Here is a 25,382-nt window from a genome sequence, read left to right as displayed (position 1 = left end):
GGGCCGGGCTTGTAAAATGCTTGCAGGGGCAGGTCATGAACAGTATAATAAAAGTAGGTCCGGGCCAGGCGGCTCGGACTTTTATCAAAAAATGAGGAGGCTGCTAATGATCGGTCAGCACTTGCTCAGTATCGCTCAACTGACCCCTGAGGATATTGACCATATATTTACCGTCGCGCGAGACATGCGCGACCGGTTGCAGAGTTCACGTAAGAAACGGGATGACCTGGATGGACGGGCGGTCATTAATCTATTCTATGAAAACAGTACCCGCACCCGGACTTCCTTTGAACTAGCGGCAAAGTACCTGGGTGCAGAGGTGGTTAATATTGTCGCCAGTGCCTCCAGTGTGCAAAAGGGAGAATCCTTAAAGGATACCGCGGCGACCCTAAACCGCCTCAAGCCGGATGGGATTATTATGCGCCACCCGGCCAGCGGTGCCCATAAAATTTTATGCGAAAATGTAGACGCTATCGTCATCAACGGCGGTGATGGCACCCATGCCCACCCGACCCAGGCCTTACTGGACGGGCTGACCATTAGTGACCATAAAGGCGATTTTTCAAAGCTGACCATCGCCATTATTGGCGATATCCTCCACTCCCGGGTGGCCCGGTCCAACATAGCCCTTTACCGGAAGTATGGGGCCACCATCCGGGTCGCTGGGCCGCGTACCCTTATACCGCCGGCCATTAGCGATGAGGGCGTTATTGTGTGCCCGGATATGGAAACGGCCTGCCGGGATGCAGATGTCATCATGATGCTGCGCATCCAACTGGAACGGCAGGATGCAGGTCTTTTCCCCTCTGTAGAGGAGTACGCCCACTTTTATGAATTGAACCCTCGCCGCCTGGCCCTGGCCAAGCCGGACGTGATTGTCCTGCACCCGGGGCCCATTAACCGCGGGGTAGAAATAGAGCCATCGGTAGCCGATGGCGACCGGTCTCTTATCAATGAGCAGGTCACCAATGGCTTGGCCATCCGGATGGCATTACTGAAAATCATGACTGAGGAGGCATAGCATGCTACTAAGAAATGGACACCTGGTTGACCCGGGACAAGCCATCGACGGCGTCACCGATATTCGCATCAAAGGAGAAACCATTGCCGAACTGGGGCCGGACCTGCCGGCAGAAGCCGGTGAAGAGGTCGTGGACCTGGAAGGGCTCTATGTCATTCCAGGCTTAATTGACCTGCACGTTCACCTGCGTGACCCGGGCGATGAAGACTCCGAAGACCTGGAAAGCGGGAGTAAGGCGGCCATTGCCGGCGGTTTTACCACGGTGGTCTGCATGCCCAACACCAAGCCGGTGATTGACAACGTACCCATGGCGACCTACATCCAGGAAAAGTCTCGCCGCCTGGGCTATGCCGATGTCATTCCCTCAGCAGCCATTACCAAGGGGGAAATGGGCAAGGAAATCACCGAAATCGGCATGCTGAAAGAGGCCGGGGTTGCCGCCTTTACCGATGACGGGAAGACGGTTATGGATGCCGGCGTCCTCCGCAATGCCATGGACTATGGCAAGGCCTATGATGTCCTCTTCATGGAGCACTGTGAAGACCCCTATCTGAGAGACCGGGGTGTGATGAATGAAGGGAAGGTGGCCACAGAGCTGGGCCTTTTCGGCGCCCCCAAAGAGGCCGAAGATGTCATCATCATGCGGGACATTATGCTGGCCGAACTGACCGGGGCCCGGATGCATATCCAGCACCTGTCTACAGCCCGGGGCCTGGACATGGTGCGCCAGGCCAAGGCCAAGGGCCTGCCGGTCAGCTGTGAAGTGACCCCCCACCACCTGCTTTTAACTGAAGAAAAGGTTCGGGGCTATAATACCTTTGCCAAGGTGGCCCCGCCGCTGCGGACGGCTGAAGACAATGCCGCCCTGATTGCCGGCCTACAGGATGGGACCGTCGACTGTATCGCCACCGACCATGCCCCTCATGCAGCTGAGCTGAAGGACTGTGAATTTGTCCGGGCCCGGTTTGGGATTTCCTCTATCGAAGTGGCCTTCCCCCTGGCCTGGACCCACCTGGTCGGCAGCGGCCAGCTATCCTTAAGTGAATTGGTGCGGCTAATGAGTGCGCGGCCTGCTGACCTCCTGGGCTTGGAAAGAGGGAGCCTCATTCCGGGCCGGGTAGCGGACATCCTCATCTTTGACCCCAATACCGAAAAAGAAGTAGAGCCTGAGACCTTCTACAGCAAGGGGAAAAACTGCCCCTATGAAGGCGAAACCCTCTCCGGGTGGCCCGTCCATGTGCTCCGGGCCGGCCGCCTGGTCTACCGGGATGGGGCAATCGTCGCCCCGGGGGCAGAGGCATGAGTGACAAACACTTCGGCCCCTACCCCATTACAGAAATAAGCAAACTGGGTCGGGAGCTGGTGGTCTGGGTCCAGGCGCCGGCCATACAGGCGGCGGCACGTCCGGGACAGTTTGTCATGGTTGGACTGGGCCGGCCCCGGGCCAACTTTTTAAAACGGGCCATCAGCATCCATGCGGTTCGGGCAGATGAAATCGCCCTGGCCATCCTCCAAGTGGGGGATGTGAGCCGGGCCCTGGCCGCCCTCCAGCCCGGCGATACACTAGAGCTGATTGGCCCCTTGGGCAATGGCTTTGACCTGGACCCCAAGGGGGCGCCGGTTGCCATGGTCGCCGGGGGGATTGGCCATGCTCCCTTCCGCTTTTTAGCGAAAGGCTTAAAGGATAAGGTCAGTGACCTGACCCTTTATGTCGGGGGCCGGGATAAGGCTGCCCTGGCAGGCCTAGACTGGGCTAAGGCCGCTGGTCTGAAGGTGGCGGTTGCCACGGAAGATGGGTCTGCCGGGACCCGGGGCTTTGTGACCACCCTCTTGCAGGAGCTCGCCCCGGACACCCGCCTGTATGCCTGCGGGCCCCTGCCCATGCTATCAGCCGTCCAGCGCCTGGCCTTAGACAAGGACCTGGCCTGCCAGCTCTCCCTGGAAGGGAAGATGGCCTGCGGCGTCGGGGTCTGCCTGGGTTGCACCTGTGCCCGCCCGGACCCAACGGCCACTTATGCCAAGGTTTGTACAGATGGACCGGTCTTTTGGGCTGAGGAGGTGGACCTCCATGGTTAATATGCAGGTAGACTTCTGTGGAATTCCCTTTAAAAACCCCGTTTCAACCGCTTCCGGCACCTATGGCTTTGCCATTGAATACGGCAGCTTTGTGCCTGTTGAAGACTTGGGCTCAGTGACCACCAAGGGGCTGACTCTCCAGCCCCGGCAGGGGAACCCCGGAATCCGGGTGGTCGAAACCCCGGCCGGCATGCTCAATTGCATTGGCCTGGAAAACCCCGGCGTAGACGCCTTTATTCAAGATATCCTGCCCCGGATGCGCGACCGTCTGGCGGCCTCCGATACCAAAATCATCGCCAATATCAGCGGTAACACAGTGGATGAGTACGCCCGGATGGCAGAAAAGCTGGCCGCCTGCCCGGATGTGGCCTTGCTGGAAGTGAATATTTCCTGCCCTAATGTGCGGGCCGGGGGCATGGCCTTCGGGACCTCCTGCAGCCAGGCAGCAGCCGTTTGCCAGGCGGTGAAGGGGGCTGCCGGCCAGCCGGTGCTTATGAAGCTGTCGCCGAATGTGACCGATGTCGTTGAAATTGCCCTGGGCCTCCAGGAGGCCGGGGCAGATGGTCTGGCCATGATCAACACCCTGATGGGGATGGTCATCGACGTCGATAAGCGGCGGCCTGTCTTGGGTAATGTCACCGGGGGCCTGTCCGGCCCGGCTATCCGCCCGGTCGGGGTGAGGATGGTTTGGCAGGTGGCCCAAGCGGTGGATATCCCCATCCTCGCCATGGGCGGGATTGATACGGCCAGAGACGCTTTAGAGTATATCCTGGCCGGGGCCCGGATGGTGTCGGTGGGTGCAGCAGCCTTTGCCGACCCCCTCGCCCCCATGCAGGTGGTTGAAGGGCTCCGGGCCTATTGCGAAAAATACCAAGTTGCGGCCATAACCGACCTGGTCGGGGCCGCTTGGAAGGAGGATACAGGTGGCAACTGAACTGATTGTAGCCTTGGACTTTGATACAGCAGAGGAAGCCCTGGCCCTGGTGGATGACCTGAAAGATGACGTCCGCTGGTACAAGGTCGGCCTGGAGCTCTACCTGAATTCCGGCGGCCGGATTTTATCTGAATTGAAAATGCGGCGGCGGAAGGTTTTCCTGGACTTAAAATTTCATGACATCCCCAATACCGTTCACCAGGCTGTCCGTTGGGCAGCCGGCACCGGTGTAGACCTCCTGACCGTCCACGCCCTGGGCGGGGCGGATATGATGCAGCGGGCGGCTGAGGCCGCCAAGGAAGGGGCCGAAGCGGCCGGCGTCACTGTGCCGACCGTGGTGGCGGTGACCGTCTTAACCAGCATGGACCAGGCCGGCCTGGCTGCCATTGGCATCCCTGATGGGCCGGAAAAAGCCGTCCCCCGCCTGGCCAAGCTGGCCAAGGCCGCCGGCCTGGACGGGGTGGTCTGCTCCGGCCGGGAACTCCCCCTCTTTAAAGATATCCCCCAACCCTTTGTCACTGTTTGCCCGGGCATCCGGCCGAAAGGGGCAGATACAGGGGACCAGAGCCGGGTTCTAACACCGGCTGAAGCCGCCCAGAAGGGCGCCAGTTTTATTGTCGTCGGTCGACCGATTCGCCAGGCAGCAGACCCAGTGCAAGCGGCCCGACAGATTCTTCAAGACCTAAGGGAAGGTGAGCAGAAATGAAACAAGAGGAAGCCTTAAAAATACTGGAAGATACCGGCGCCTATCAAAGGGGCCACTTTAAACTCTCCAGCGGTTTACATAGCGACGTATACGTTCAATGTGCCCAGCTTTTGATGCACCCGGCCCTGGCAGAGCAAATCTGCCGGCAGGTGGCCGACCTCTGGCGGGATGAAAAGCCGGAAATGGTTGTTGGACCAGCCATTGGCGGTATTTTAGTGGCCTATGAAGTGGGCCGGGCCTTAAATGTGCCTACGATTTTTGCAGAACGGCAGGAAGGGGTTATGACCCTGCGGCGGGGCTTTGAGCCCCACGTGACCAAGGGCCTCCGGGTCCTGGTGACGGAAGACGTATTAACCACAGGCGGGTCAGCCCAGGAAGTGGTGGAACTCTTACAAGGCCTGGGCGCTGATGTCATTGGGGCAGCGTCCATCATTGACCGGACCCATGGGAATACTCTGAAGCTCACGGTGCCCCACCGGTCTCTTATCACCCTGGAAGCCGGCACCTACCAGCCCGACGCCTGCCCCCTGTGCCAGGAAGGACTGCCTATTAATAAGCCGGGGAGCCGCCCGGGGATTTGAGTATCGAGAAAGAAAGGGCCCTGCTGATTTTTCTGCCGGCGGAAGGCAGCCAGCCGGACCTCATCGCCCGGCGCCAGGCGGAAATGCTGGCCCTGGCCGATAGCGCCGGCCTGGAAGTGGTCGATACCCTATCCCAAAAGCTGCGGGGCGACCAGCGGCAGCTGGGCAAGGGCAAGGCCCAAGAGGCAGCGGCCTATATGGCAGCAGCAGATATTGATGTAGCCGTCTTTGACCGAGACCTGACCCCCTCTCAGACCCGGGCCATGGAAAAGGCCCTTGACCGGAAGGTCATCGACCGGGCAACCCTCATCCTGGATATTTTTGCCCAGCGGGCCCGGACCCGGGAGGGGCGGCTGCAGGTAGAAGGGGCTCAACTGGCCCGTCTGCTTCCCCGCCTGACCGGCCAAGGGACCGCCTTGTCCCGGTTGGGGGGCGGGATTGGGACCAGGGGACCGGGGGAAACCCAACTGGAAACAGACCGTCGGCACATCCGGCGCCGCTTGGCCCAGGTTCAGCGCGACCTCAAGAAGGTCAGCGCTGAACGTCAGGTCCAGCGGGCTGCCCGGGAAGCTCAGCCCCACCCCTTTGTGGTTATCGTGGGCTATACCAATGCCGGCAAGAGCACCTTCTTAAATGCCCTGACCGGTAGCGATATTTACGCTGAAGACCGGCTCTTTGCCACCCTCGACCCAACGACCCGCCGGGTCAGCTCCCCCCTGGGAGAACTTTACTTTATGGCTGACACGGTGGGCTTTATGGAAGACCTGCCCCCGGAACTGACCATTGCCTTTAAGGCGACCCTGGAAATTGTCAAAGAGGCCGATGTCCTCATCCACCTTTTTAATGTCGCCGACGAAGGCTATGAGGACCGGATTCGGGTAGTCAACCACTTCCTGCGGGATCTGGGTGGGGAGGGGATTCCTATGCTCTATGTGGCCAACCAGGTTGACCAGCTGGACGAAAGCCCCTACCTTGGGGGCCTCTTTAAGGATGAGCCGGTGGTGGCCCTTTCAGCCAAGACCGGCCAGGGCTTTGACGCCTTTTGGCAGGCCCTCAGGCCGCTGGCGGAAAAAAGCCTTTTTGCCCAGCCTGTCCGCCTGCCCAATAGCGCCGAAGGGGCTCGGCTCCTGGCCCTGGCCCATGAAAGCGGCGAAGTATCCCAGCTCTCGGCCACTGAAGCAGGTATTTCCTTTTACCTGCGCGGGGACCGGGACCGGCTGGCCGGCCCCTTTGGCCCCTACATTAAAGGGCCGGAAGATGATCAAGATTAAGGAATAGAAAGGAACCTGCCCCAACAATGAATGCTTTTCAGAGACAATTAGCCCAGCAATGCGGCATCAAGGAGGCCGCCCTGGCAGAAATCAGTGAAATCGAAGAACGGTATGCAGCAGCCTACGCCCGGGTGGATGAAATGACCAATGCCGCCCAATTACGGATTTTAGCGGCCTTTCAAGCGGAAAACGTCGGCGACTTCCACCTGCATGGCTCAACCGGCTATGGCTATGGGGATATTGGCCGGGACAAGCTGGAAGAGGTCTGGGCCCGGGTCTTTCAGGCCGAAAGTGCCCTGGTCCGGTCCAATATTGTCAGTGGGACCCATGCCATCGCCACCGTGTTATCTGCCCTTTTAGGGCCGGGCGATGAATTGCTCTCCATTAGCGGTATGCCCTATGACACCCTCCAGACCATTATTGGTGAAAGTGGTGATGACCCCCAGTCCCTCAAGGCCCTTGGGGTCCGGCACAGGGTGGTTCCTTTAACAGCAGATGGCGACTTTGATGACCAGGCAATCCTGGCGGCTATTGGCCCCCAAACCAAGGTCATCTCCATTCAACGGTCGCGAGGCTACCTCTGGCGGCCCAGCCTCAATATTGAAAAAATCCGGCGGATCACATCATTGATTCGGGATCGGTTCGCTGATATCATTATATTTGTAGATAATTGCTACGGAGAATTCGTAGAAGAAGAAGAGCCCCTGGCTGCCGGTGCAGATATTATTGCCGGGTCCCTGATTAAAAATCCGGGCGGCGCCTTGGCTCCGCGTGGGGGATATATTGCCGGCCGGGAAGACCTGGTCCGGCGGGCGGCGACCCGGCTGACCGCGCCGGGCATTGCCTTTGAAGTGGGCAGTGCCCTGGACTTTAACCGGCCGGCCTTCCAGGGCCTCTTCATGGCCCCCCTGATTGTCCAGCAAGCCCTGAAAGGGGCCATCTTCGCCTCAGCTATGCTGGAAAATCGCGGTTTTGCGGTATCGCCGGGACCGGCTGAGTGGCGGACGGATATTATCCAGGCCATCCGCTTTGGGGCAGAGGCGCCCCTCCTGGCCTTTGCGGAAGGAATCCAGGCGGCCTCGCCCCTAGAAAGCTATGTCCACCCGGAAGCCGCCTTCCTACCCGGCTATGAGGACGCCGTCATCATGGCCGGTGGAACCTTTACCCAGGGCTCTTCGATTGAATTATCCATTGACGCCCCCTTGCGGGCCCCTTATATTGGGTATATGCAAGGTGGATTATCCTATGCACATGTTGTATATGCAGTGACGCTTGCTTGCCAAAGATTGGAGGCTTAAGATGGATGTCTATGCATGGCTACTGATTATTGTACTGGTTGTAGGGACCCTTGGTACTTTTGTGCCGATGGTGCCCGGTATGTGGTTGATCTTTGCCGGTATCCTGGTTTATGGACTTTTTGACAGCTGGACTGCCTATTCACCGGTGTTTGTTGTGGTGGTTGGCATTTTAGCGGTCTTGACTTCGGTGCTGGACTATGGCGGGGCCATGATTGGGGCGAAAAAGTTTGGCGCTTCCAATATGGCGACCATCGGGGCCCTGGTGGGCTCGGTGGTGGGTGGCCTCCTTCTGAATATCCCCGGGACCCTCTTAGGCGGGATTGTGGGGGCTATCTTAGCGGAATATAAGCGGCAAAGGTCCCTGCCCCATTCTCTGCGGGCGGCGGCCGGGTCCTTAATTGGGACGGCCATTGGATCCTCTGTCCAATTGGTGGTGGCCATGGTTATCACGGTCTATGCCATCTTCCGTTTACAAGGAGTCGCCTAATGACGGCCCCGCTGACGGTTGGTGTCCTCTTTGGCGGTCCCTCGGAAGAATATGAGGTTTCCCGGAAGTCTGCCTGTACTGTGATGAGGGGCTTGCGGGAGGCTGGCTTTGATCCGGTCGCCATTGGCATAGCCCGGCATGGCCGTTGGTATGGACCCATCGCTGAAGAAGATATCCTGACCTTTGACCCGGTTGAAAATGCCCCCGGTGAAGTGGCCATGATGCCCAGGCCAGGCGGCACTGTATACCGCTTATTTGACCTCCAGCCCATTTGTGAACTGGATGTAGTTTTCCCCATTATCCATGGAACCTACGGGGAGGATGGCCGACTCCAGGGCTTTTTGGATATGTGCTGCCTGCCCTATGTCGGGGCCGGTGTTGGTGCCTCAGCCGTTGGGATGGATAAGGTCTACATGCGGGATATTGCCAAATGTCACGGCATAGCTCAGACAGACTATGCCTCCGTTTTACGCAAGCGTTGGCAGAAGGACCAGACCGAGATCTTAGAGGACCTGACCCGGCAATTCGCCGGGGCAGAGGTCTTTGTCAAACCGGCTAATGGGGGGTCTTCCATTGGGATCAACAAGGCCACGAGCCGGGATGAACTTATCTATGCCATCGACCAGGCTGCCCGCTATGACCGGAAAATCCTGGTGGAACGGGCGGTTGAAAAAAGAGAAATAGAGTTGGCGGTCATGGGCAATGACCAGCCGGTGGCCTCGCTCCCCGGCGAAATTCTTGCCGACCAGGCCTTTTACGACTACCACAGTAAGTATGAAAGCCAGGTCAGCCGGACGGTTTGCCCCGCTAATTTAGATGAAAAAACCACTGAAGCTGTGCGCCGCACCGGCTTGGAAATCTATCGGGCCCTGGATATGTGTGGCCTTTGCCGGGTGGATTTCTTTATAGAAAAAGAAAGCGGCCGGCTCCTCTTCAATGAGGTCAACACCCTGCCCGGTTTCACAGAAATCAGCATGTATGCCCAAATGTGGGCTGCCAGTGGGAAAGATTTAGCAACCCTCTGCCGGGAATTGGTCGAACTCGCCATCGCCCAACGGGCGGAGGTTGATGCCAATGCGATTACCTTAGGAGGGATATAATGGCCAAAAAAGAGACCAAGAAACAAGGCGCAAATAGAGTCGAAGGCGACGGACGTGAAGCCGCTCTAAAACGCGCGATTAAAGATATAGATGAGCGTTTTGGTGCCGGGGCCGTCATGCGGCTGGGCGACCAGGATAAGCTGGATATTGAAGCCATTTCGACCGGATCCATGGCCCTGGATAAGGCCCTGGGTATCGGCGGGATTCCCATCGGCCGGATTACGGAAATATACGGGCCGGAATCATCCGGTAAGACCACCGTTGCTTTGCATATCATTGCCGAATGCCAAAAAACCGGCGGGACGGCCGCCTTCATTGACGCCGAACACGCTCTCGATCCCATCTATGCCGAGCATATCGGGGTGGATACAGCCAACCTCTTGATTTCCCAGCCGGATAACGGGGAGCAGGCCCTGGAAATTTGCGACGCCCTGGTCCGTAGTGGGGCCGTTGATATTGTTGTCGTTGACTCCGTTGCCGCTCTGACCCCCCGGGCAGAAATTGAAGGGGAAATGGGGGACACCCATGTCGGTCTTTTGGCCCGGCTCATGAGCCAGGCCCTGCGGAAACTGACAGCCAACACGGCCCGGACAGGAACAACCCTTATTTTTATTAACCAGGTTCGTGAAAAGATTGGTGTCATCTACGGGAATCCGGAAGTTACCACCGGGGGCCGGGCCTTGAAGTTCTACAGCTCCGTCCGCCTGGAAGTCCGTCGGGGTATGGCCATCAAAAAAGGGGACGAGCAAATCGGTAACCGGACCTCCGTTAAGGTGGTCAAAAACAAGGTGGCCCCGCCCTTTAAGAAGGTCGAATTCGACATCATGTACGGGGAAGGGATTTCTATTTCCGGCGGCATTGTGGATGTCGGCGCTGAAATGGGCATCATTAACAAGAGTGGGTCCTGGTATTCCTATAAGGGCGAACGGCTTGGCCAAGGCCGGGATAACGCCAAGGTCTACCTGGAAGAAAACCCCGAGGTTATGGAAGAAATTCGTCAGTTGATTATGGCTGGTGGCGAAGAGCCCCAGGCTGCAGAAGAGACCAAGGACGCTCCGGCCAGCCAGGAGCCCCTTACCGATAATGAATTTGTAGATGAAATGAACGCCCTCCTGGACGAAGACTTTTTAGATGATGACAGTCTGGAGGACCTATGATCAGCCAGAGGCATAAAGACGCGGCGCTAAAATTTTTAGCGCCGCGTCGTCGTAGCGAGCAGGAAATGCGCCTTCACCTGGAAAAGCTGGACCTGGCCTTTGAGGACATAGAGGACCTGGTGGCCTGGCTCTACAGCTACGGCTACCTAGACGATGCCGACTATGCCGCCGCCTATATCCGGGATAAATTGCGCTTCCATCCCTGTGGGTCCCTGCGTCTGCGCCAGGAGCTCCGTGACAAGGGGGTTGATGAAGCCACCCTTCAGGCTGCCCTGGCGGCGAACCTGCCTCTTGATTTGGAAAAAAGATTTGTGAAGCACTTTTACCTGAAAGCCCGCAAAAGGGGGCGGACCCATGTCCAGGCCCTCCGGTATGTGGCCGGCAAGGGTTTTCCCAGCGACCTGATCCGGGGGTTGGAGGAATTGTTATAATGGCTTGACAATATTTGTTCTAGTTCGTAAAATTGTAAAGAGGCTCCGCAATCTGCGGTGTAAATAAGTATTTTCGCATCCCTTTGGATTGCCCGTAGGGCGGGAAGATCAATTATTGATACCGACAAACCGAGGCAGCTCGGTTTGTTTTTTTGTCAGGAGCCTACCTAATCGGAGGAAGGAGGCCTTTATGGAATTGACCATCATCGCTGTTGGTCTTTTAGCCTTGATTATTGGCTGTGCCGCTGGCTATGTTCTGCGTAAGCAGAGCGCTGAAAAAGTGATTGGCTCTGCAGAAACAGAAGCCAAGCGGATTGTAGAAGACGCCAATCGATCGGCAGAGACCCTTAAAAAAGAAGCGCTGGTGGAAGCGAAAGACGACGCTTACAAAATTCGTAACGAAGCGGAACAAGAAGCCCGGGAAAGACGGGCCGAAGTTCAAAATACTGAGAAGCGGTTGGTACAAAAAGAAGATATTTTAGACCGCAAGTCAGATAGTTTAGAACAAAAGGAAGAAAAGCTTCTTGAACGGGAACAAGCAGTTTTTGAGGCAAAAAACGACATTGACCGCTTAATTGAAGAACAAAAAGCGGAATTAGAGCGGATTGCTGGCTTGACCAATGAAGAGGCGAAAAATCAACTGTTCCGACAAGTTGAAACAGAAATCGATCATGATTTGGCCGTCATGATTAAAGAAAAAGAAAGTGAAGCCAAAGACGAGGCCGATAAAATCGCTCGTGAAATCATTGGCGGCGCCATCCAGCGCTGTGCCGCTGACCATGTCGCGGAAACAACCGTGTCTGTGGTCCAGCTGCCCAATGATGAAATGAAGGGGCGGATTATCGGGCGCGAAGGGCGCAACATTCGGACCATCGAAAGCTTAACCGGTGTCGATTTAATTATTGATGACACCCCGGAAGCGGTGGTCGTGTCTGCCTTTGAACCGGTTCGTCGTGAAGTGGCCCGGCTGGCTTTGGAAAAACTCATTGTGGATGGACGGATTCATCCGGCCCGCATTGAGGAGATGGTTGCCAAAGCCCAGAAAGAAGTCGATGCCAGTATTCGGGAAGCTGGGGAACAGGCGGTCTTTGAAACCGGCGTCCACGGCATTCACCCGGAATTGGTGAAGCTACTCGGTCGCCTCAAGTACCGGACCTCCTATGGCCAAAATGTCCTGAAACATTCCATTGAAGTGGCCCACTTAGCCGGCTTACTCGCAGCCGAGCTGGAATGTGATGTGAGCTTGGCCAAACGGGCAGGTCTTTTACATGATATCGGTAAAGCCCTTGACCATGAAACAGAGGGGTCTCACGTGACCCTGGGCGCTGAAGTGGCACGGAAATACCAGGAACCGAAGGGTGTTTTAAATGCCATCGTCAGCCACCATGGGGATGTCGAACCCAACTGCGTGGAAAGTGTTCTGGTGGCTGCAGCGGATGCAATTTCTGCTGCCCGTCCAGGTGCCCGCCGCGAGACCTTGGAAAACTACCTGCGTCGGCTTACTCAATTAGAAGAAATTGCATCTGACTTTGAAGGGGTAGAAAAAACCTACGCCGTTCAAGCCGGTCGTGAAGTCCGCGTGATTGTCAAACCGGAAAAAGTCGACGATGCTAAAAGCGCCAAAATGGCCTTTGATATCTCTAAACGGATTGAGCAGGAAATGCAGTACCCCGGTCAAATTAAAGTCGTTGTCATTCGTGAAACCAGAAATGTTGATTACGCGAAATAAGAGCCAAGCCCCTGTCGACAGACAGGGGCTTTTTGTCTTATCTTGCGAGTTATAGTAAAGCGTGCTACAATCATTTAAATATCATGGTTGATTGCGGCACTGGCAAGGCCGCAGACGAGGTGAGGTGTAGGATGGAAGATGTACTGGTAGTCGGCGGTGGTCCGGCCGGTATGATGGCCGCTATTGCCGCAGCTGAAGGGGGCGCCCGCGTCACCCTTTTAGAAAAAATGCCGCATTTAGGTAAAAAGCTCCTCATCACCGGTAAGGGGCGGTGTAACGTCACCACAGACTTTGGCCAAGACCAATTAATAGAACACATTCACCATAATCCCCGGTTTATCTATTCAGCCCTAGCCCGTCTAGGGCCTAGGGAGGTACGGGCCTTTTTTGAAGATCGGGGCTGTCCCTTGAAGGTGGAAAGAGGGGGCCGGGTATTCCCGGAAAGTGACCGGGCCCAGAGCATCCTCGATGTGCTCCTGGCCGCCTTAAAAGAGGCAGGGGTTACCGTCCAGACCAAGGCGGCTGTGGAAGAAGTGGTGCAGAACAAGGACCAGTCCTGGACCGTCCGGACCTCGGCCGGCAGCTATACCGGTAAGGCCCTGGTTTTGGCCACCGGTGGGGCCTCCTACCCGGCCACCGGCTCGACCGGTGATGGATACCGGCTGGCGGCAGACCTGGGCATTGCAGTGGTGCCGGCACGACCGGCCCTGGTACCTCTGGTTTGCCGGCCGGGCTGGGTCCAGGCAGCCCAAGGGCTTAGCCTGCGGAATATCCGCATTATTTTTACCGCTGAGGGAAAGGTCATCTACAGTGACTTTGGGGAAATGATGTGCACCCATTTCGGGGTCTCCGGCCCCATTATCCTGAGCGCGAGCGGCCGCTTGGTCGACTACTGGCAGGACCACCCGGGCCCCATCCAGGCCACCGTTGACCTGAAGCCGGCCCTGGATGAGAAACAGTTGGATGACCGGCTCTTGCGGATGATCAAAAAAGATGGCCGCAAGCAACTGGTCAATGGCTTAAAGCCTCTCCTGCCTCAGAAACTCATCAGCCCCTTTATTGCCGAGGCCCAATTGGACCCGGCTCAGCGGATGCTGGACTTGACCCGGGCCGACCGGCTGAAGATGGTCCACCTGTTGCAAAATATGCCCTTGACGGTAACCGGCCCCCGGCCCCTGCGAGAAGCCATCGTCACCGCCGGGGGAATCGCTGTAGGTCAGGTGGCGCCAAAGACCATGGCCCTGCGCAGCCATGCAGGCCTCTATGCCTGCGGCGAATTGTTGGATATTGACGCCAATACCGGGGGCTTTAACTTGCAAATTGCCTTTTCAACAGGCTATGTGGCCGGTCATGCAGCCAAGGCCTGTGCAGCTTATTTTGACGGGGAGGGGAGCTCATGCAAATAGCCATTGACGGCCCGGCCGGGGCCGGCAAGAGTACCATTGCCAAAAAAATCGCCCGTGACCTGGGTTTTGTTTACATTGACAGTGGGGCCCTCTACCGGGCAGTGGCCCTGTTGGCCCTGCAGGAAGACCAGCCTCCGGAAGAAGGCCCTGGCCTGGCTGCCTTCTTAGACCAGCTGACCCTTGACCTGACAACGGACCAGGCCGGCCAGCAGCAGGTTTGGGCCAATGGCGAGGACGTGACAGAGGCCATCCGGGACAACGCTGTCTCCCAAAGGGTCTCTGCCTACAGCGCCCTGCCGCCAGTCCGCCAGCTGGTGACTGACCGCATCCAAGACTTGGCAGCCCAGGCCGATGTGGTCATGGATGGCCGGGATATCGGCACCGTTGTCCTGCCGGCAGCAGACCTGAAAATATTCCTGACTGCCAGTGTTGAAGAAAGGGCCCGTCGCCGGGTGGACCAACTGGCCAGCCAGGGTGACCAGGTTTCCTTTGAAACCATTGCCCAAGAAATTGCCGACCGGGACGAAAAAGACCGTCAACGGGCGGTCGCACCCCTGGTTCAAGCGGCAGATGCCGTCTACCTGGACAGTAGTCATATGGGAATTGAAGAAGTTTCTGAATATATTTTAGGCTTGATTCGAAAATAACCGTTGGCAACTTAAGATTTCTTGGGTATAATAGAATAGTGTACTTGAAGTTGGCTAATAAGGAGTCGGAAGATGGAAATCCGTATTGCAGCGAATGCTGGCTTTTGTTTCGGTGTTCGTCATGCGATTGAAAAAGGTGAAGCCCTCATTGAGGAAGGTAAGGGGCCCCTGGCAACCCTGGGACCGCTGATCCATAACCCCCAAGAGGTGCAGCGCTTAGAAAGCATGGGGATTCGGTCTTACGATGACTATGACGATATAACAGAGAAAAGTGTTATTTTTCGCACCCATGGCGTGACGCCGGCGGTTTGCGAAGAAGCAAATCGTCGCGGACTGACAACTTTTGACTGCACTTGTCCGAAAGTCAGAGCCGTTCAAAAACTGGCGGAAAAATACGCCGAGGACGGCTACCAAGTGCTCATACTAGGTGATGCCAACCATCCGGAAGTACAAGGTATTGTCGGCTGGTCCGGTGATCGGGCTGAGGTATTTTTTGAGCCTGAAGAACTTCAGCGACTCAATCTCACCGGTCAAAAGGTATGCCTGGTCAGTCAAACCACAGAAAAAACGGAACGGTTTGAGTCCGCTGTGGAAATACTGAAAGACCTGGACTTGGCAGATTTAGTGGTGCGCAATACCATATGCGCCGCTACCCGAGACAGGCAATATGATGCCGGCAAGCTCGCTCGTGAGGCGGATGCGATGATTGTCATCGGCGGTTATAACAGCGCCAATACGAACAAACTAGTGAACATTTGCCAAGAAGCAGGCGTCACCACCTACCATGTGGAAATCGCCGCTGACTTACAGGCAAGCTGGTTTGACGGTGTCAATTTAATAGGCTTAACAGCAGGGGCCTCGACCCCTGACTGGATAATTAGGGAGGTCATTGACAAGATGGAAGAATTAACGATGGAACAAGGGTTAGAACAAGGCTACGGTACACTGGATCCACTCAACCTGTATGATGTGGTCACCGGGACTGTGGTTAAAATCACCCCGGACGAAGTGATGGTAGATGTCGGAGGCAAATCCGAAGGCGTCATTCCTAAGAAGGAACTGTCTTTCCAAAAAGACCCGGACGTGAATGAATTGGTCCAAGTGGGCGATGAAATTCAAGTCATGGTCATCAAGATGGAAAACAATGAAGGTCACATGGTTCTGTCCAAGAAACGTGCGGATCAAGAAAAAGCGATGGATGCCTTACAAGAAAAATTCGATAACGACGAAATCATTGAAGCAAAAGTCGTTAATGATGTTAAAGGCGGTGTCATCGTTGATATCGGCGCACGCGGTTTTGTTCCGGCTTCTCATCTTGACACCAAATACGTTGAAGACATCAAGCAATTTGTAGGGAACACCTACCGCTTCAAAATCATCGAATTTGATCCGAATCCGGAAAACCGTAAAATCATTCTTTCTCGCCGGGCTTTAATTGAAGAAGAAGAAAAAGAAAAACGGGAAGAACTTTGGAAGACCCTCGAAGTTGGTGAAACCCGTAAAGGGACCGTTCAACGGATTGCTAGCTTTGGTGCTTTCGTTGACCTGGGCGGCGTAGACGGCTTACTGCACATTTCTGAAATGGGCTGGGGTCGCGTCAAACAACCGACCGATGTGGTCAATGTTGGCGATGAAATCGAAGTTTACATCCTTGCCTTAGACGAAGAAAAAGGCAAAATCAGCTTAAGCCTGAAAAAATTACTCTCCAACCCCTGGGATGATGTTGATGAACGCTATGAAGTTGGGTCTACCGCTCATGGTAAAGTCGTCCGCATTGCACCCTTCGGTGCCTTCGTTTCCCTGGAAGACGGCGTAGACGGCTTGGTTCACATTTCCCAAATCGCTTGGGAACATGTTGAACAAGTTGAAGATGTTCTTAAAGTGGGTCAAGAAGTGGACGTTAAGATTCTCGATGTGGATAAAGACCGCAAACGGATCAGCCTGTCCATCAAAGAACTCAAAGAACGTCCGGCCGGCGAAGCCCCGAAACAACAAAAGCCTCGCCGTGAATCTCGCCCTAAGAGTGATGTACCGGTAGTGAATGAAGACATTTCTACCAACTTAGGCGATGTCTTTGGTCAACTCTTGGACCAAGAAGAAGACGCTGAATAAGTTAAAATTAAGCCCTGCTCCGGCAGGGCTTTTTTGCGCTTAAAAATATGTCGTCAAGCAGGCGCCTAGGCCCATTGGGCGGCTAGTTTTTGCCACATCGGCCTTTAGCTACTGCCATGATTTGACCTTTCATGGTATACTGTAAGAATGAGAGAAAGGAGGCTCGCCAATGAGCGGCGAACACGGAAACACCCAAGGAAAAAAGGATAAAAAACAGGAAATTTCCGGCGAACAGGTCCGTACCACCAAGTATGGCGACATTCGTATGGATGATGATGTCATCGCCTCCATTGTTGCTTTAGTTGTGAGCGGTACGCCCGGGGTGGCGGCCATGGTCGGCGGGATGACCGATGGCATCACCGAGATGCTGGGGAAAAAGTCAGCGACCAAGGGCGTTAAAGTGGAAACCACCGATGGCGCCACCCGGGTAGGGGTCGCCATTACGGTTGACTACGGGATCCCCATCCCGGACCTGGCTTATACTATCCAAAAGGAAGCGGCAGAACAAGTGAAGAATATGACTGGCGTCCTGCTACATGGGGTAGATGTCCATGTGCAGGGGGTCCAGTTTAACGATAACCACAATGACACAGATGAGGGAAGGGCTGGTAAAGGATGAACCAAGATAAGCGGGCAGCACGCTTGATGACATTTCTCTGCCTCTATGCAGAGCAGGAAAGCGGTGCAGAGGATACAGGGATTTTAGACCACTTATACCCGACCCGGTTTCACTTGGCAGACCTGGCTAGAGCTGTTGACCTAACCGAGACCGACCCCCTGCTGGCGGTGCGTACCTGGTTATATGACCGCCTGGATACGCCGAAAAGCGACCGGCTCAAGACCCAGGCCGCCATGTACGACCTCTTAGCCGATCTTTATGAAGGCTATGGCATCGCGGCAGAGCAGAAAGCCACGCCCAGCCTGGATATGGAGGCCTACAGTGCCTTTTTTGACGCCTATGTTGAGGCCAGCGCTAGGGCCCTGCATAAGGCGGCCGGGCCCGACTGGCAAGACCGGCTCATCCAGGAACTCCTGGCAGATATTGCGGAGCAAGCCTTTTTTTATGAAAAAGCCCCCATGGTGGTGGCCCGGGACTATTTTAAGGCCAAGCGCTTTGGCGAGCTCCTGACGGAAGGCCCTATGGTCAATGCCCTCCTGGGCCAAGAAGACCTGGCGGCTTACCAGTCAGAGGTCATGACCGCCTGGCTGGATGATGCAGACTTAAAAGGGGCCCTGGGGAAAAATATCCAGGCCGCAGACCTTTTAGCCCTAGACGGCCAAGCCCTAGCGGGCCACTTAGCCGGCATTGCCAACCAGCTGGAGGCCATTGATGAAGATATCCGAGCCGTTGCCAATAAATGGCGGCTGGACCGGCTGGCATCCTGTGACCGGGCCATCCTCCGTCTGGGAACCTATGAGCTCAAGTACGCGCCGGACCCGGCTGACCCGGCCCTGGTCATCAATGAAGCGGTGGAACTGGCCAAAACATACGGTGACGATGAGGCTTACAAGTTTATCAACGGGGCCTTGGATTCTATTGCTAAAGGACGAGCGGCTGATGAGTAAGACCTGGACGGTATCAGAACTCAACCGCTATATCAAGGGCTGCTTTGAGGAAAATGCCAACCTCCGCCAGCTGGTATTAAGCGGGGAAATCGCTAATTTTAAGCGGCATGCCCCCAGTGGTCACTGCTATTTTTCCTTAAAGGACGACAAGGCCTCTATTACCTGTGTCATGTGGCGGAGCCAGGTCAGCCGCCTGACCTTTACCCCGGCCAATGGGATGACTGTTCTGGTCCGGGGGCAGGTGACGGTTTTTGAACGAAACGGGGCCTACCAGCTTTATGTCGACCGGATGCTGGCCGAAGGGGCCGGGGCTCTGGCCATCCAGTTTGAAGAACTCAAGCAAAAGCTGGCCAAGGAGGGCCTCTTTAAAACAGCGGCGGACCGTCGGCCTATCCCGACCTACCCGGCCCGGGTTGGCCTGGTGACCTCTGAAACAGGGGCCGTTATCCGGGATATGTTAACGGTTATGCGGCGACGGGCCCCCTATGTGAAAATCCTCCTGGCGCCGGCTACGGTCCAGGGGCCGACCGGGGCGGCTTCGATTTGTGCCGCCCTGGATGCCCTTTACCAGCGGGATGACCTGGACCTTATTATCCTGGCCCGGGGCGGGGGGTCTCAAGAAGACCTCTGGAACTTCAATGAGGAACCGGTGGTGCGGAAGATTGCCGCCAGCCCGGTGCCCATTATCAGCGCCATCGGCCACGAAACGGACGTGACCCTGGCAGACTTTGCCGCGGACCTCCGGGCCGGGACCCCGTCCATTGCAGCAGAGCAGGCGGTGCCCAACCAGGCAGACCTGCAAAATAGCCTCCAGGCCCGCCGCCGGGCCCTGGGCCAGGCCCTCCTCCGGGATGTCCGCTTAGCCCGGTGGCGGCTGGACCAGACTTATCGGCGACCCGCCTTTAGCCAGCCGGAAAAAATCCTGGCCCCTTATGCCCAGGCCCTCGATGAACGCTTTATGGCCCTGGACCGGGGGATGAAGGGGGTCCTGGATCGGGCAGACCTGGCCCTACAAAAACGGATTGGCCCCCTGGTGGCCTTAAACCCACTGGCAGTGGTGGCTCGGGGTTTTTCTATAGCGACAGATGACAGCGGCCAGGTGATCAGTCACCCGGCAGACCTTCCGGTAGATAAACACTTTTATCTACGATTTGCAGATGGGACCATCCAGGCCCGGAGCCTGGGGCCCGTTCCTGAAGAAGAGGGAAAGGATTATCATGAATAAGTCGATACCTGAAGATATGACTTTCGAAGCGGCGCTGGGAGAATTAGACGCCGTTTTGAATGCCTTAGAAAAGGGGGACATCCCCCTGGAAGACGCCCTGGCACATTATCAGTGGGGGATGGACCTGGCCATGCTTTGCCAGAAAAAACTAGATGCCGTTGAAGAAAAAATAAAGGTCCTGCAGCCGGATGGCAGTTTGCAGACGATAGATGAACCTGAGGGGGATAGCCATGAGTAAAGCAGCCTTGGCCGAAAAAACGGCCCTCATTAGCAATCATTTAGAAGGTTTATTTCAGCCGACAGATGCCTTCAATGACCGCCTGTATGAGGCTATGCGCTACAGCCTCCTGGCCGGCGGCAAACGCCTGCGGCCGGTCCTGGTCCTGGCGGCCTGCGAGGCCGTCGGCGGGCACCTTGACGAAAAAGCCCTGGACGTTGCAGCAGCCATTGAATGCATCCATACCTATTCCCTCATCCATGATGACCTACCGGGGATGGATGATGACGACCTGCGCCGGGGCAAGCCGACCAACCACGTGGTTTATGGTGTGGGCATGGCCATCTTGGCTGGGGACGGCTTACTGACTGAAGCCTTTTCCCTTATTGCCAAAGCCTGCGGGGATACTCCCCTCGCTGCAGCGGTGATGCGGGAGCTGGCTGAAGGGGCCGGCATTCGCGGGATGGTTGCCGGCCAGGGCCAAGACTTGCTCAGTGAAGGCAAGCGGATTGACCTGGACCACATGCAGTGGATCCACCGGCATAAAACCGGGGCCCTTATCTTGGCGGCCTGCCGGATGGGCGGCCTTTTAGGCGGGGCTGACGAGAAGAGTATGGCAGCCCTTACCGGCTATGGCCAGGCCCTGGGCTTGGCCTTCCAAATCACCGATGACATTTTAGATGTCGTTGGCGATGAGGCCCTGATGGGGAAACATACCGGGTCTGATGCCAAAAGCGAAAAGGCCACCTACCCGACCCTCTTGGGCCTAGACCAAAGTCGCGCCCTGGCGGAAGAGGCCGTTAACGATGCCCTGGCTGCCCTTGGCGATTTACAAGGCGATGGGAGCCTACTCATGTATATTGCTTCCAGAATTTTAGCACGACAGAGTTAGGAGGGGTGTAATGCTCTTAGATTCTATTCAGGAACCGAAGGATTTACGCAAGCTGTCGGCCGACCAGCTGAACCAGCTTGCCGGTGAAATTCGTGAACGGATTATCCGGGTGACTTCGGTGAATGGGGGGCATCTGGCACCGAACCTGGGTGCAGTAGAGCTGACACTGGCCTTGCACAGCACCTTCCATGCGCCGGATGATAAAATTATTTGGGACGTTGGCCACCAGGCCTACATCCATAAGTTACTCACAGGCCGTAACGATGCCTTTTTTGATACCCTGCGGACCTACCAGGGGATGAGCGGCTTTCCCAAACGGACCGAAAGCCCCTATGATGTTTTCGGCACCGGCCATGCCTCCACTTCGATTTCCGCTGCCACCGGCTTTGCCCTGGCCCGGGACCTGCGGCAGGAAAATAACGAAGTGGTGGCGGTCATCGGGGACGGGGCCCTTACCGGGGGAGAAGTCTTTGAGGCCATGAACTATGCTGGCCACATGAACTTGAATATGAAAGTCATTTTAAATGACAATGATATGTCGATTGATGCCAATGTCGGCGGTTTGTCCGACTACTTGACCCGGCTCCGGTCAGACCCGGGCTACCAGCGGGCCAAGGAAGACCTGGATGCCCTCCTGAAAAAGATTCCCACCGTCGGTCCCCGGATGGCCGACCTCGCCGACCGGCTCAAGGACGGGATGAAGTCCATGCTGGTGGCTGGGAGCTTTTTTGAAGAATTGGGTTTTAAGTACTTTGGCCCCATCAATGGTCACGATATCCAGGCCATGCGTCAGGTCTTTGAAAATGCTAAGGGCCTTCACCGGCCGGTCCTGATTCACGTGATTACCAAGAAGGGGAAGGGCTACCTGCCTGCTGAGTTAAACCCGGATAAATTCCACGGGACCGGCCCCTTTGATGTTGAAACCGGTCAGGCCAAGAAAGGCAAAAAAGCGGCCAGCTATACGGATGTCTTTGCTAAAACCCTCATCAAGTTAGGGAAAGAAAACGATAAAATCTGCGCCATTACGGCCGCCATGGGGTCAGGGACCGGGGTGGCCAAGTTTAAGGCGGCCTTTCCAAACCGGGCCTTTGATGTGGGGATTGCAGAAGGGCATGCTACCACCATGGCTACCGCCCTGGCCCTGGATGGGATGCAGCCGGTCCTGGCCCTTTACTCCAGCTTTATGCAGCGGGGCTTTGACCAGCTCATCCATGACTGTGCTCTCCAGGAAGCGCCGGTGGTCTTTGCCCTGGACCGGGCCGGTCTGGTCGGCGAGGATGGGCCCACCCACCATGGGGCTTTTGACCTGTCCTACCTGCGGCTGGTGCCTAATATGACCGTTATGGCCCCCAAGGATGAACGGGAACTCCAGAATATGCTCTATTCAGCCCTGGCCTACCAAAAACCGACGGCTATCCGTTACCCCCGGGGTCAGGGGGTTGGCGTAGAAACCCTGGATACCTTTGATTATATCGCGCCGGGCACCGGGGAAGTTCTGGCCCAGGGTAAGGACGCCTGCCTGGTGGCCATCGGCAGCATGGTTTATCCGGCAGCCCAGGCAGCAGAAGCGCTCCGGGAACGGGGTTATGACATCGGGCTGGTGAATGCCCGCTTTGCCAAGCCTCTAGATGAGGCCCTCTTGGCCCAGGTCTTTGCCGAGACCGACCTGGTCGTGACCCTGGAAGAAAATGCTTTGACCGGCGGCTTCGGGGCGGCTGTAGCAGAATGGGCGGCCGATACCGGACTGACCAACCCCCTCTTGCGAATCGGCCTGCCGGACCATTTTGTAGAAGCCGGTAATGTCAGCCAGCTGAAAAAGGACCTCCAGCTAGACCCGGACGGGATTTTTGACCAGGTGGCCACCACCCTAAAAGGACGGCAGGCCCATGGCTAAAAAAGAAAGACTGGACCTGGTCCTGGTCCAGCAGGGCTTTTTTGACAGCCGCCAGGCCGCTCAAAAGCGGATTATGGCCGGGGAAGTCCTGGTGGATGAGCAAAAAATTGACAAGGCCGGGACCCAGGTGTCTCCGACAGCTAAAATTCGCCTCCTGGGCAAGGACCTCCCCTATGTCAGCCGGGGGGGCTTGAAATTAAAAAAAGCCATTGATGTTTTCAACCTGGACTTCCAGGACCGGGTGGTCTGTGACCTGGGGGCCTCGACCGGCGGCTTTGTGGACTGCGCCCTGCAAAGCGGCGCCCGGAAGGTCTATGCTATTGATGTCGGCACCAACCAACTGGCCTGGTCCTTGCGGACCCACCCCCAAGTGGACTGCCGGGAGCAGACCAATGCCCGCTACCTGACGGCGGAGGACTTTCCGGAGCAGATGGATTGGGTCACGACAGATGTGTCCTTTATTTCCCTCTCCAAAATATTTCCGGCGGCAGCGGCCATCTTAAAAGATGAGGGGGAAATGGTGGCCCTCATTAAGCCCCAGTTCGAGGCCGGGCGGGACCATGTCGGCAAGCACGGGGTTGTCAAAGACCCGGCCGTCCACCGGATGGTTATCGGCGAGGTTATTGCCGCCGCTGAAGGGGTTGGCCTCTATCCCCGGGCCCTGACCCCCTCGCCCGTCCGTGGCCCGGCCGGCAACGTGGAGTATCTGCTCTGGCTCAGCAAAAACCAAACCCTGGCCCAGGACCTGGACATTCCGGCGGCAGTTGAAGCAGGTATGGCCATCCAATGATGACCGAAATGGACTGGGTCCTTCTGGCCCTCCTCTGCAGCCTCGGGGTCTTTATCCTCGGCTACCGGGCCTGGCAGCGTTTTCAAGGCAAACGCCGACGGGCCCGGGGAAAAAAGAAGGAAATCCAGGCAGAAAAGCTCCTCAAAGAGGCCGGTTACCGGATCCTTTCCCGGCAAAAGAAGGGCCATGTGGCCTATTATATTGACGGCCAACGGAAGGAACAGGTGGTTCATGCCGACTACTGGGTGGGCAAGGGCTGGCACCATTATGTTGTCGAAGTGAAAAGCGGCCGCCAGGCCAACCCCCAGCTGGCAGCGGTCCGCCGGCAATTACTAGAATACAAGGCCGTTTTTCGTCCCCATGGCATTCTCTTTGTAGACATGGAGAAAAAGAAGATTCGGCGTGTTGATTTTGAAGGCCAAGCGAGAAGCTTCATTCCCTGGCTTGCCGGCAGCCTTTTAGGGGTCATCGTGGCCTTGGCGATACAGTTAATCATAAGGTAGGTGATGGGCTTTGAGTATTACAAATGTGGGCTTATATGCCAATTTTGAACGGGAAGGCGTAGAAGACCTTTGCGATGAGATCATAGCTGAATTGGTCCGGCGGAATGTCCGGGTGTATGCGACCACGGACAGTGCCTTTGCCAATCCGGACCTGGAGCTTTTATCCCGCCGTAGCTTACTGAAAACCATTGAACTCATGCTGGTTATCGGTGGGGATGGGACCTTTTTGAGGGCAGCGACAGACCTGGACGGGGCCCCTATCCCCATGTTGGGGATCAATAAGGGCCACCTGGGCTTTTTATCCGAGCTGGAAGTGGAAGACTTCTTCCCTATGTTGGACCGGATTCTGGCCGGCGACTTTTCTATTGAGCACCGGATGAAGATTGCGGCCACCCTTATCCGGGAGGGGGAAATCCTGGCGGAAATCACCGGTCTCAATGACGTCGTTATCAACCGGAACCCCCTGGACAATACCATTGCCCTGGATGTCTACATGGGCGATGCCATGGTGGACCACTACCGGGGAGATGGGCTAATCGTTGCCACGCCCACAGGGTCAACGGGCTATTCCTTTTCTGCAGGCGGCCCCCTGATTTACCCAGGGACAGACTGCTTAATTGTGAACCCTATTTGTGCCCACCTGATGGGGGTTCGGTCTATCATTATCCCTGCCGATGAATCCATTGATATCTTCCTGGGCCGGGGGCGGTCCGGGGCCTACCTAGTGGCCGATGGGGTTAACCCCATGCTCATGGAATTGGGCGACCATCTCCATGTCGAGCGGGCCCCGGGAACAGTCCAGTTGGTCCACCTGCGCGAGCACCCCTTCTTCCAAGCCGTACATACAAAGATGTTGAATACCAGTGAACGGAGGTCTAGAGACCAGTATGAATAAAAGGCAGCGGCGGATCTTAGAATTAGTCCTGGAAAAGCAAATTTCCACCCAAAAAGAGCTGGCCGAACTCCTCCGGGAGGAAGGCTACCAAATTACCCAGGCCACCGTCTCCCGGGATATTAAGGAACTGCAACTGGTCAAGGTCCCCATTGGCGGGGACCAGTACAAGTATGGCCGGTCTCAGGACAGTGTCCCCGGGGAATCCAAGTTGCGGATGCTCTTCCGGGAATTTGTCTTGTCTTACGACAGCAGCGAGAACCTGGTGATTATCAACACTCCACCAGGCAATGCCAATACCATTGCCTATTTTATTGACCGGCTGGGCTGGCCCGAGGTCATCGGGACCATCGCCGGTGACGATACCATTATGCTTATTTGCAAGCCGAAAGAGGCGGTGCCCGTCGTTATTGGCTATATCGAGCACTATATTAATAATTAAGTGAA

Annotated in this window: 26 protein-coding genes; all 26 read left to right on the top strand. The window is 56.3% G+C overall.

Annotated elements, in window-relative coordinates; all coding sequences use genetic code 11:
* Nucleotides 1–100: 100 nt before the first annotated feature.
* The 26 genes from ACKQTC_RS05505 to argR all read left to right on the top strand — a co-directional run bounded on the left by ACKQTC_RS05505 (nucleotide 101) and on the right by argR (nucleotide 25,377).
* Nucleotides 101–1,021, top strand: a complete 921-nt coding sequence (locus ACKQTC_RS05505) for an aspartate carbamoyltransferase catalytic subunit (protein WP_408977456.1) — start codon at nucleotides 101–103, stop codon at nucleotides 1,019–1,021.
* 1 nt (nucleotide 1,022) lies between these two features.
* On the top strand, nucleotides 1,023–2,324 hold the full coding sequence (locus tag ACKQTC_RS05500; RefSeq protein ID WP_408977430.1) for a dihydroorotase: 1,302 nt from the start codon (nucleotides 1,023–1,025) through the stop codon (nucleotides 2,322–2,324).
* Nucleotides 2,321–3,097, top strand: coding sequence for a dihydroorotate dehydrogenase electron transfer subunit (locus ACKQTC_RS05495; RefSeq protein ID WP_408977429.1), 777 nt, complete (start codon nucleotides 2,321–2,323; stop codon nucleotides 3,095–3,097). The genes ACKQTC_RS05500 and ACKQTC_RS05495 overlap by 4 nt, the downstream gene beginning before the upstream one ends.
* Nucleotides 3,090–4,031, top strand: coding sequence for a dihydroorotate dehydrogenase (locus tag ACKQTC_RS05490; RefSeq protein WP_408977428.1), 942 nt, complete (start codon nucleotides 3,090–3,092; stop codon nucleotides 4,029–4,031). Before ACKQTC_RS05495 ends, ACKQTC_RS05490 begins: the two co-directional genes overlap by 8 nt.
* Nucleotides 4,021–4,737, top strand: coding sequence for an orotidine-5'-phosphate decarboxylase (gene pyrF / locus ACKQTC_RS05485; protein ID WP_408977427.1), 717 nt, complete (start codon nucleotides 4,021–4,023; stop codon nucleotides 4,735–4,737). Before ACKQTC_RS05490 ends, pyrF begins: the two co-directional genes overlap by 11 nt.
* Nucleotides 4,734–5,318: an orotate phosphoribosyltransferase gene (gene pyrE, locus ACKQTC_RS05480; RefSeq protein ID WP_408977426.1), complete on the top strand. Its 585-nt coding sequence runs from the start codon at nucleotides 4,734–4,736 to the stop codon at nucleotides 5,316–5,318. The genes pyrF and pyrE overlap by 4 nt, the downstream gene beginning before the upstream one ends.
* Nucleotides 5,315–6,589, top strand: coding sequence for a GTPase HflX (hflX, locus tag ACKQTC_RS05475; protein ID WP_408977425.1), 1,275 nt, complete (start codon nucleotides 5,315–5,317; stop codon nucleotides 6,587–6,589). The genes pyrE and hflX overlap by 4 nt, the downstream gene beginning before the upstream one ends.
* Nucleotides 6,590–6,615: 26 nt before the next feature.
* Entirely contained in the window at nucleotides 6,616–7,887 is a 1,272-nt protein-coding gene (locus ACKQTC_RS05470; RefSeq protein ID WP_408977424.1) for a methionine gamma-lyase family protein, read from the top strand.
* A gap of 1 nt (nucleotide 7,888) precedes the next feature.
* Entirely contained in the window at nucleotides 7,889–8,374 is a 486-nt protein-coding gene (locus ACKQTC_RS05465; RefSeq protein WP_408977423.1) for a DUF456 domain-containing protein, read from the top strand.
* The gene (locus ACKQTC_RS05460; protein ID WP_408977422.1) at nucleotides 8,374–9,474 is read left to right on the top strand and encodes a D-alanine--D-alanine ligase family protein; all 1,101 of its coding nucleotides are present in this window, start codon (nucleotides 8,374–8,376) and stop codon (nucleotides 9,472–9,474) included. The genes ACKQTC_RS05465 and ACKQTC_RS05460 overlap by 1 nt, the downstream gene beginning before the upstream one ends.
* Nucleotides 9,474–10,631, top strand: coding sequence for a recombinase RecA (recA, locus tag ACKQTC_RS05455; protein WP_408977421.1), 1,158 nt, complete (start codon nucleotides 9,474–9,476; stop codon nucleotides 10,629–10,631). The genes ACKQTC_RS05460 and recA overlap by 1 nt, the downstream gene beginning before the upstream one ends.
* Nucleotides 10,628–11,062 (top strand): regulatory protein RecX, encoded by a 435-nt coding sequence (locus tag ACKQTC_RS05450; protein WP_408977420.1) that lies wholly within the window; start codon nucleotides 10,628–10,630, stop codon nucleotides 11,060–11,062. Before recA ends, ACKQTC_RS05450 begins: the two co-directional genes overlap by 4 nt.
* 190 nt (nucleotides 11,063–11,252) lie before the next feature.
* Complete coding sequence (gene rny, locus ACKQTC_RS05445; RefSeq protein ID WP_408977419.1) at nucleotides 11,253–12,791, top strand: ribonuclease Y; 1,539 nt, start codon at nucleotides 11,253–11,255, stop codon at nucleotides 12,789–12,791.
* A 131-nt stretch (nucleotides 12,792–12,922) separates the two neighbouring features.
* Nucleotides 12,923–14,197, top strand: a complete 1,275-nt coding sequence (locus ACKQTC_RS05440) for a BaiN/RdsA family NAD(P)/FAD-dependent oxidoreductase (RefSeq protein ID WP_408977418.1) — start codon at nucleotides 12,923–12,925, stop codon at nucleotides 14,195–14,197.
* Nucleotides 14,188–14,844 carry a (d)CMP kinase gene (gene cmk, locus ACKQTC_RS05435; RefSeq protein WP_408977417.1) on the top strand — a complete coding sequence of 219 codons (657 nt, stop codon included), beginning with the start codon at nucleotides 14,188–14,190 and terminating at the stop codon, nucleotides 14,842–14,844. Before ACKQTC_RS05440 ends, cmk begins: the two co-directional genes overlap by 10 nt.
* A 72-nt stretch (nucleotides 14,845–14,916) precedes the next feature.
* Complete coding sequence (locus ACKQTC_RS05430) at nucleotides 14,917–16,956, top strand: bifunctional 4-hydroxy-3-methylbut-2-enyl diphosphate reductase/30S ribosomal protein S1 (RefSeq protein ID WP_408977416.1); 2,040 nt, start codon at nucleotides 14,917–14,919, stop codon at nucleotides 16,954–16,956.
* 169 nt (nucleotides 16,957–17,125) lie between these two features.
* Nucleotides 17,126–17,575, top strand: coding sequence for an Asp23/Gls24 family envelope stress response protein (locus tag ACKQTC_RS05425; RefSeq protein ID WP_408977415.1), 450 nt, complete (start codon nucleotides 17,126–17,128; stop codon nucleotides 17,573–17,575).
* Nucleotides 17,572–18,522, top strand: coding sequence for a transcription antitermination factor NusB (gene nusB, locus ACKQTC_RS05420; protein ID WP_408977414.1), 951 nt, complete (start codon nucleotides 17,572–17,574; stop codon nucleotides 18,520–18,522). The genes ACKQTC_RS05425 and nusB overlap by 4 nt, the downstream gene beginning before the upstream one ends.
* Entirely contained in the window at nucleotides 18,515–19,747 is a 1,233-nt protein-coding gene (xseA, locus tag ACKQTC_RS05415; protein ID WP_408977413.1) for an exodeoxyribonuclease VII large subunit, read from the top strand. Before nusB ends, xseA begins: the two co-directional genes overlap by 8 nt.
* On the top strand, nucleotides 19,740–19,985 hold the full coding sequence (gene xseB / locus ACKQTC_RS05410; protein WP_408977412.1) for an exodeoxyribonuclease VII small subunit: 246 nt from the start codon (nucleotides 19,740–19,742) through the stop codon (nucleotides 19,983–19,985). Before xseA ends, xseB begins: the two co-directional genes overlap by 8 nt.
* Nucleotides 19,978–20,856 carry a polyprenyl synthetase family protein gene (locus ACKQTC_RS05405; protein ID WP_408977411.1) on the top strand — a complete coding sequence of 293 codons (879 nt, stop codon included), beginning with the start codon at nucleotides 19,978–19,980 and terminating at the stop codon, nucleotides 20,854–20,856. Before xseB ends, ACKQTC_RS05405 begins: the two co-directional genes overlap by 8 nt.
* Before the next feature lie 10 nt (nucleotides 20,857–20,866).
* Nucleotides 20,867–22,750: a 1-deoxy-D-xylulose-5-phosphate synthase gene (gene dxs, locus ACKQTC_RS05400; protein ID WP_408977410.1), complete on the top strand. Its 1,884-nt coding sequence runs from the start codon at nucleotides 20,867–20,869 to the stop codon at nucleotides 22,748–22,750.
* Entirely contained in the window at nucleotides 22,743–23,540 is a 798-nt protein-coding gene (locus ACKQTC_RS05395) for a TlyA family RNA methyltransferase (protein WP_408977409.1), read from the top strand. The genes dxs and ACKQTC_RS05395 overlap by 8 nt, the downstream gene beginning before the upstream one ends.
* Complete coding sequence (locus tag ACKQTC_RS05390; RefSeq protein WP_408977408.1) at nucleotides 23,537–24,043, top strand: hypothetical protein; 507 nt, start codon at nucleotides 23,537–23,539, stop codon at nucleotides 24,041–24,043. The genes ACKQTC_RS05395 and ACKQTC_RS05390 overlap by 4 nt, the downstream gene beginning before the upstream one ends.
* Nucleotides 24,044–24,053: 10 nt before the next feature.
* Nucleotides 24,054–24,938 (top strand): NAD(+)/NADH kinase, encoded by an 885-nt coding sequence (locus ACKQTC_RS05385; protein ID WP_408977407.1) that lies wholly within the window; start codon nucleotides 24,054–24,056, stop codon nucleotides 24,936–24,938.
* Nucleotides 24,931–25,377 carry an arginine repressor gene (argR, locus tag ACKQTC_RS05380; protein WP_408977406.1) on the top strand — a complete coding sequence of 149 codons (447 nt, stop codon included), beginning with the start codon at nucleotides 24,931–24,933 and terminating at the stop codon, nucleotides 25,375–25,377. The genes ACKQTC_RS05385 and argR overlap by 8 nt, the downstream gene beginning before the upstream one ends.
* The last annotated feature ends 5 nt before the right edge of the window (nucleotides 25,378–25,382 follow it).

It is taken from the genome of Peptococcus simiae, assembly GCF_046097595.1.
GTDB lineage: Bacteria > Bacillota > Peptococcia > Peptococcales > Peptococcaceae > Peptococcus > Peptococcus simiae.
This window is presented reverse-complemented; position numbering and strand designations above follow the sequence as displayed.

Excerpts from the sequence above, each read along its gene's own strand:
- ACKQTC_RS05440 (WP_408977418.1), top strand. The coding sequence starts at position 12,923 with ATGGAAGATGTACTGGTAGTCGGCGGTGGTCCGGCCGGTATGATGGCC.
- dxs (WP_408977410.1), top strand. The coding sequence starts at position 20,867 with ATGCTCTTAGATTCTATTCAGGAACCGAAGGATTTACGCAAGCTGTCG.
- ACKQTC_RS05430 (WP_408977416.1), top strand. The coding sequence starts at position 14,917 with ATGGAAATCCGTATTGCAGCGAATGCTGGCTTTTGTTTCGGTGTTCGT.
- nusB (WP_408977414.1), top strand. The coding sequence starts at position 17,572 with ATGAACCAAGATAAGCGGGCAGCACGCTTGATGACATTTCTCTGCCTC.
- xseA (WP_408977413.1), top strand. The coding sequence starts at position 18,515 with ATGAGTAAGACCTGGACGGTATCAGAACTCAACCGCTATATCAAGGGC.
- ACKQTC_RS05500 (WP_408977430.1), top strand. The coding sequence starts at position 1,023 with ATGCTACTAAGAAATGGACACCTGGTTGACCCGGGACAAGCCATCGAC.
- xseB (WP_408977412.1), top strand. The coding sequence starts at position 19,740 with ATGAATAAGTCGATACCTGAAGATATGACTTTCGAAGCGGCGCTGGGA.
- argR (WP_408977406.1), top strand. The coding sequence starts at position 24,931 with ATGAATAAAAGGCAGCGGCGGATCTTAGAATTAGTCCTGGAAAAGCAA.
- ACKQTC_RS05405 (WP_408977411.1), top strand. The coding sequence starts at position 19,978 with ATGAGTAAAGCAGCCTTGGCCGAAAAAACGGCCCTCATTAGCAATCAT.
- rny (WP_408977419.1), top strand. The coding sequence starts at position 11,253 with ATGGAATTGACCATCATCGCTGTTGGTCTTTTAGCCTTGATTATTGGC.
- ACKQTC_RS05490 (WP_408977428.1), top strand. The coding sequence starts at position 3,090 with ATGGTTAATATGCAGGTAGACTTCTGTGGAATTCCCTTTAAAAACCCC.
- ACKQTC_RS05425 (WP_408977415.1), top strand. The coding sequence starts at position 17,126 with ATGAGCGGCGAACACGGAAACACCCAAGGAAAAAAGGATAAAAAACAG.
- cmk (WP_408977417.1), top strand. The coding sequence starts at position 14,188 with ATGCAAATAGCCATTGACGGCCCGGCCGGGGCCGGCAAGAGTACCATT.
- recA (WP_408977421.1), top strand. The coding sequence starts at position 9,474 with ATGGCCAAAAAAGAGACCAAGAAACAAGGCGCAAATAGAGTCGAAGGC.
- ACKQTC_RS05390 (WP_408977408.1), top strand. The coding sequence starts at position 23,537 with ATGATGACCGAAATGGACTGGGTCCTTCTGGCCCTCCTCTGCAGCCTC.
- ACKQTC_RS05470 (WP_408977424.1), top strand. The coding sequence starts at position 6,616 with ATGAATGCTTTTCAGAGACAATTAGCCCAGCAATGCGGCATCAAGGAG.
- ACKQTC_RS05450 (WP_408977420.1), top strand. The coding sequence starts at position 10,628 with ATGATCAGCCAGAGGCATAAAGACGCGGCGCTAAAATTTTTAGCGCCG.
- ACKQTC_RS05465 (WP_408977423.1), top strand. The coding sequence starts at position 7,889 with ATGGATGTCTATGCATGGCTACTGATTATTGTACTGGTTGTAGGGACC.
- ACKQTC_RS05395 (WP_408977409.1), top strand. The coding sequence starts at position 22,743 with ATGGCTAAAAAAGAAAGACTGGACCTGGTCCTGGTCCAGCAGGGCTTT.
- pyrE (WP_408977426.1), top strand. The coding sequence starts at position 4,734 with ATGAAACAAGAGGAAGCCTTAAAAATACTGGAAGATACCGGCGCCTAT.
- ACKQTC_RS05495 (WP_408977429.1), top strand. The coding sequence starts at position 2,321 with ATGAGTGACAAACACTTCGGCCCCTACCCCATTACAGAAATAAGCAAA.
- ACKQTC_RS05460 (WP_408977422.1), top strand. The coding sequence starts at position 8,374 with ATGACGGCCCCGCTGACGGTTGGTGTCCTCTTTGGCGGTCCCTCGGAA.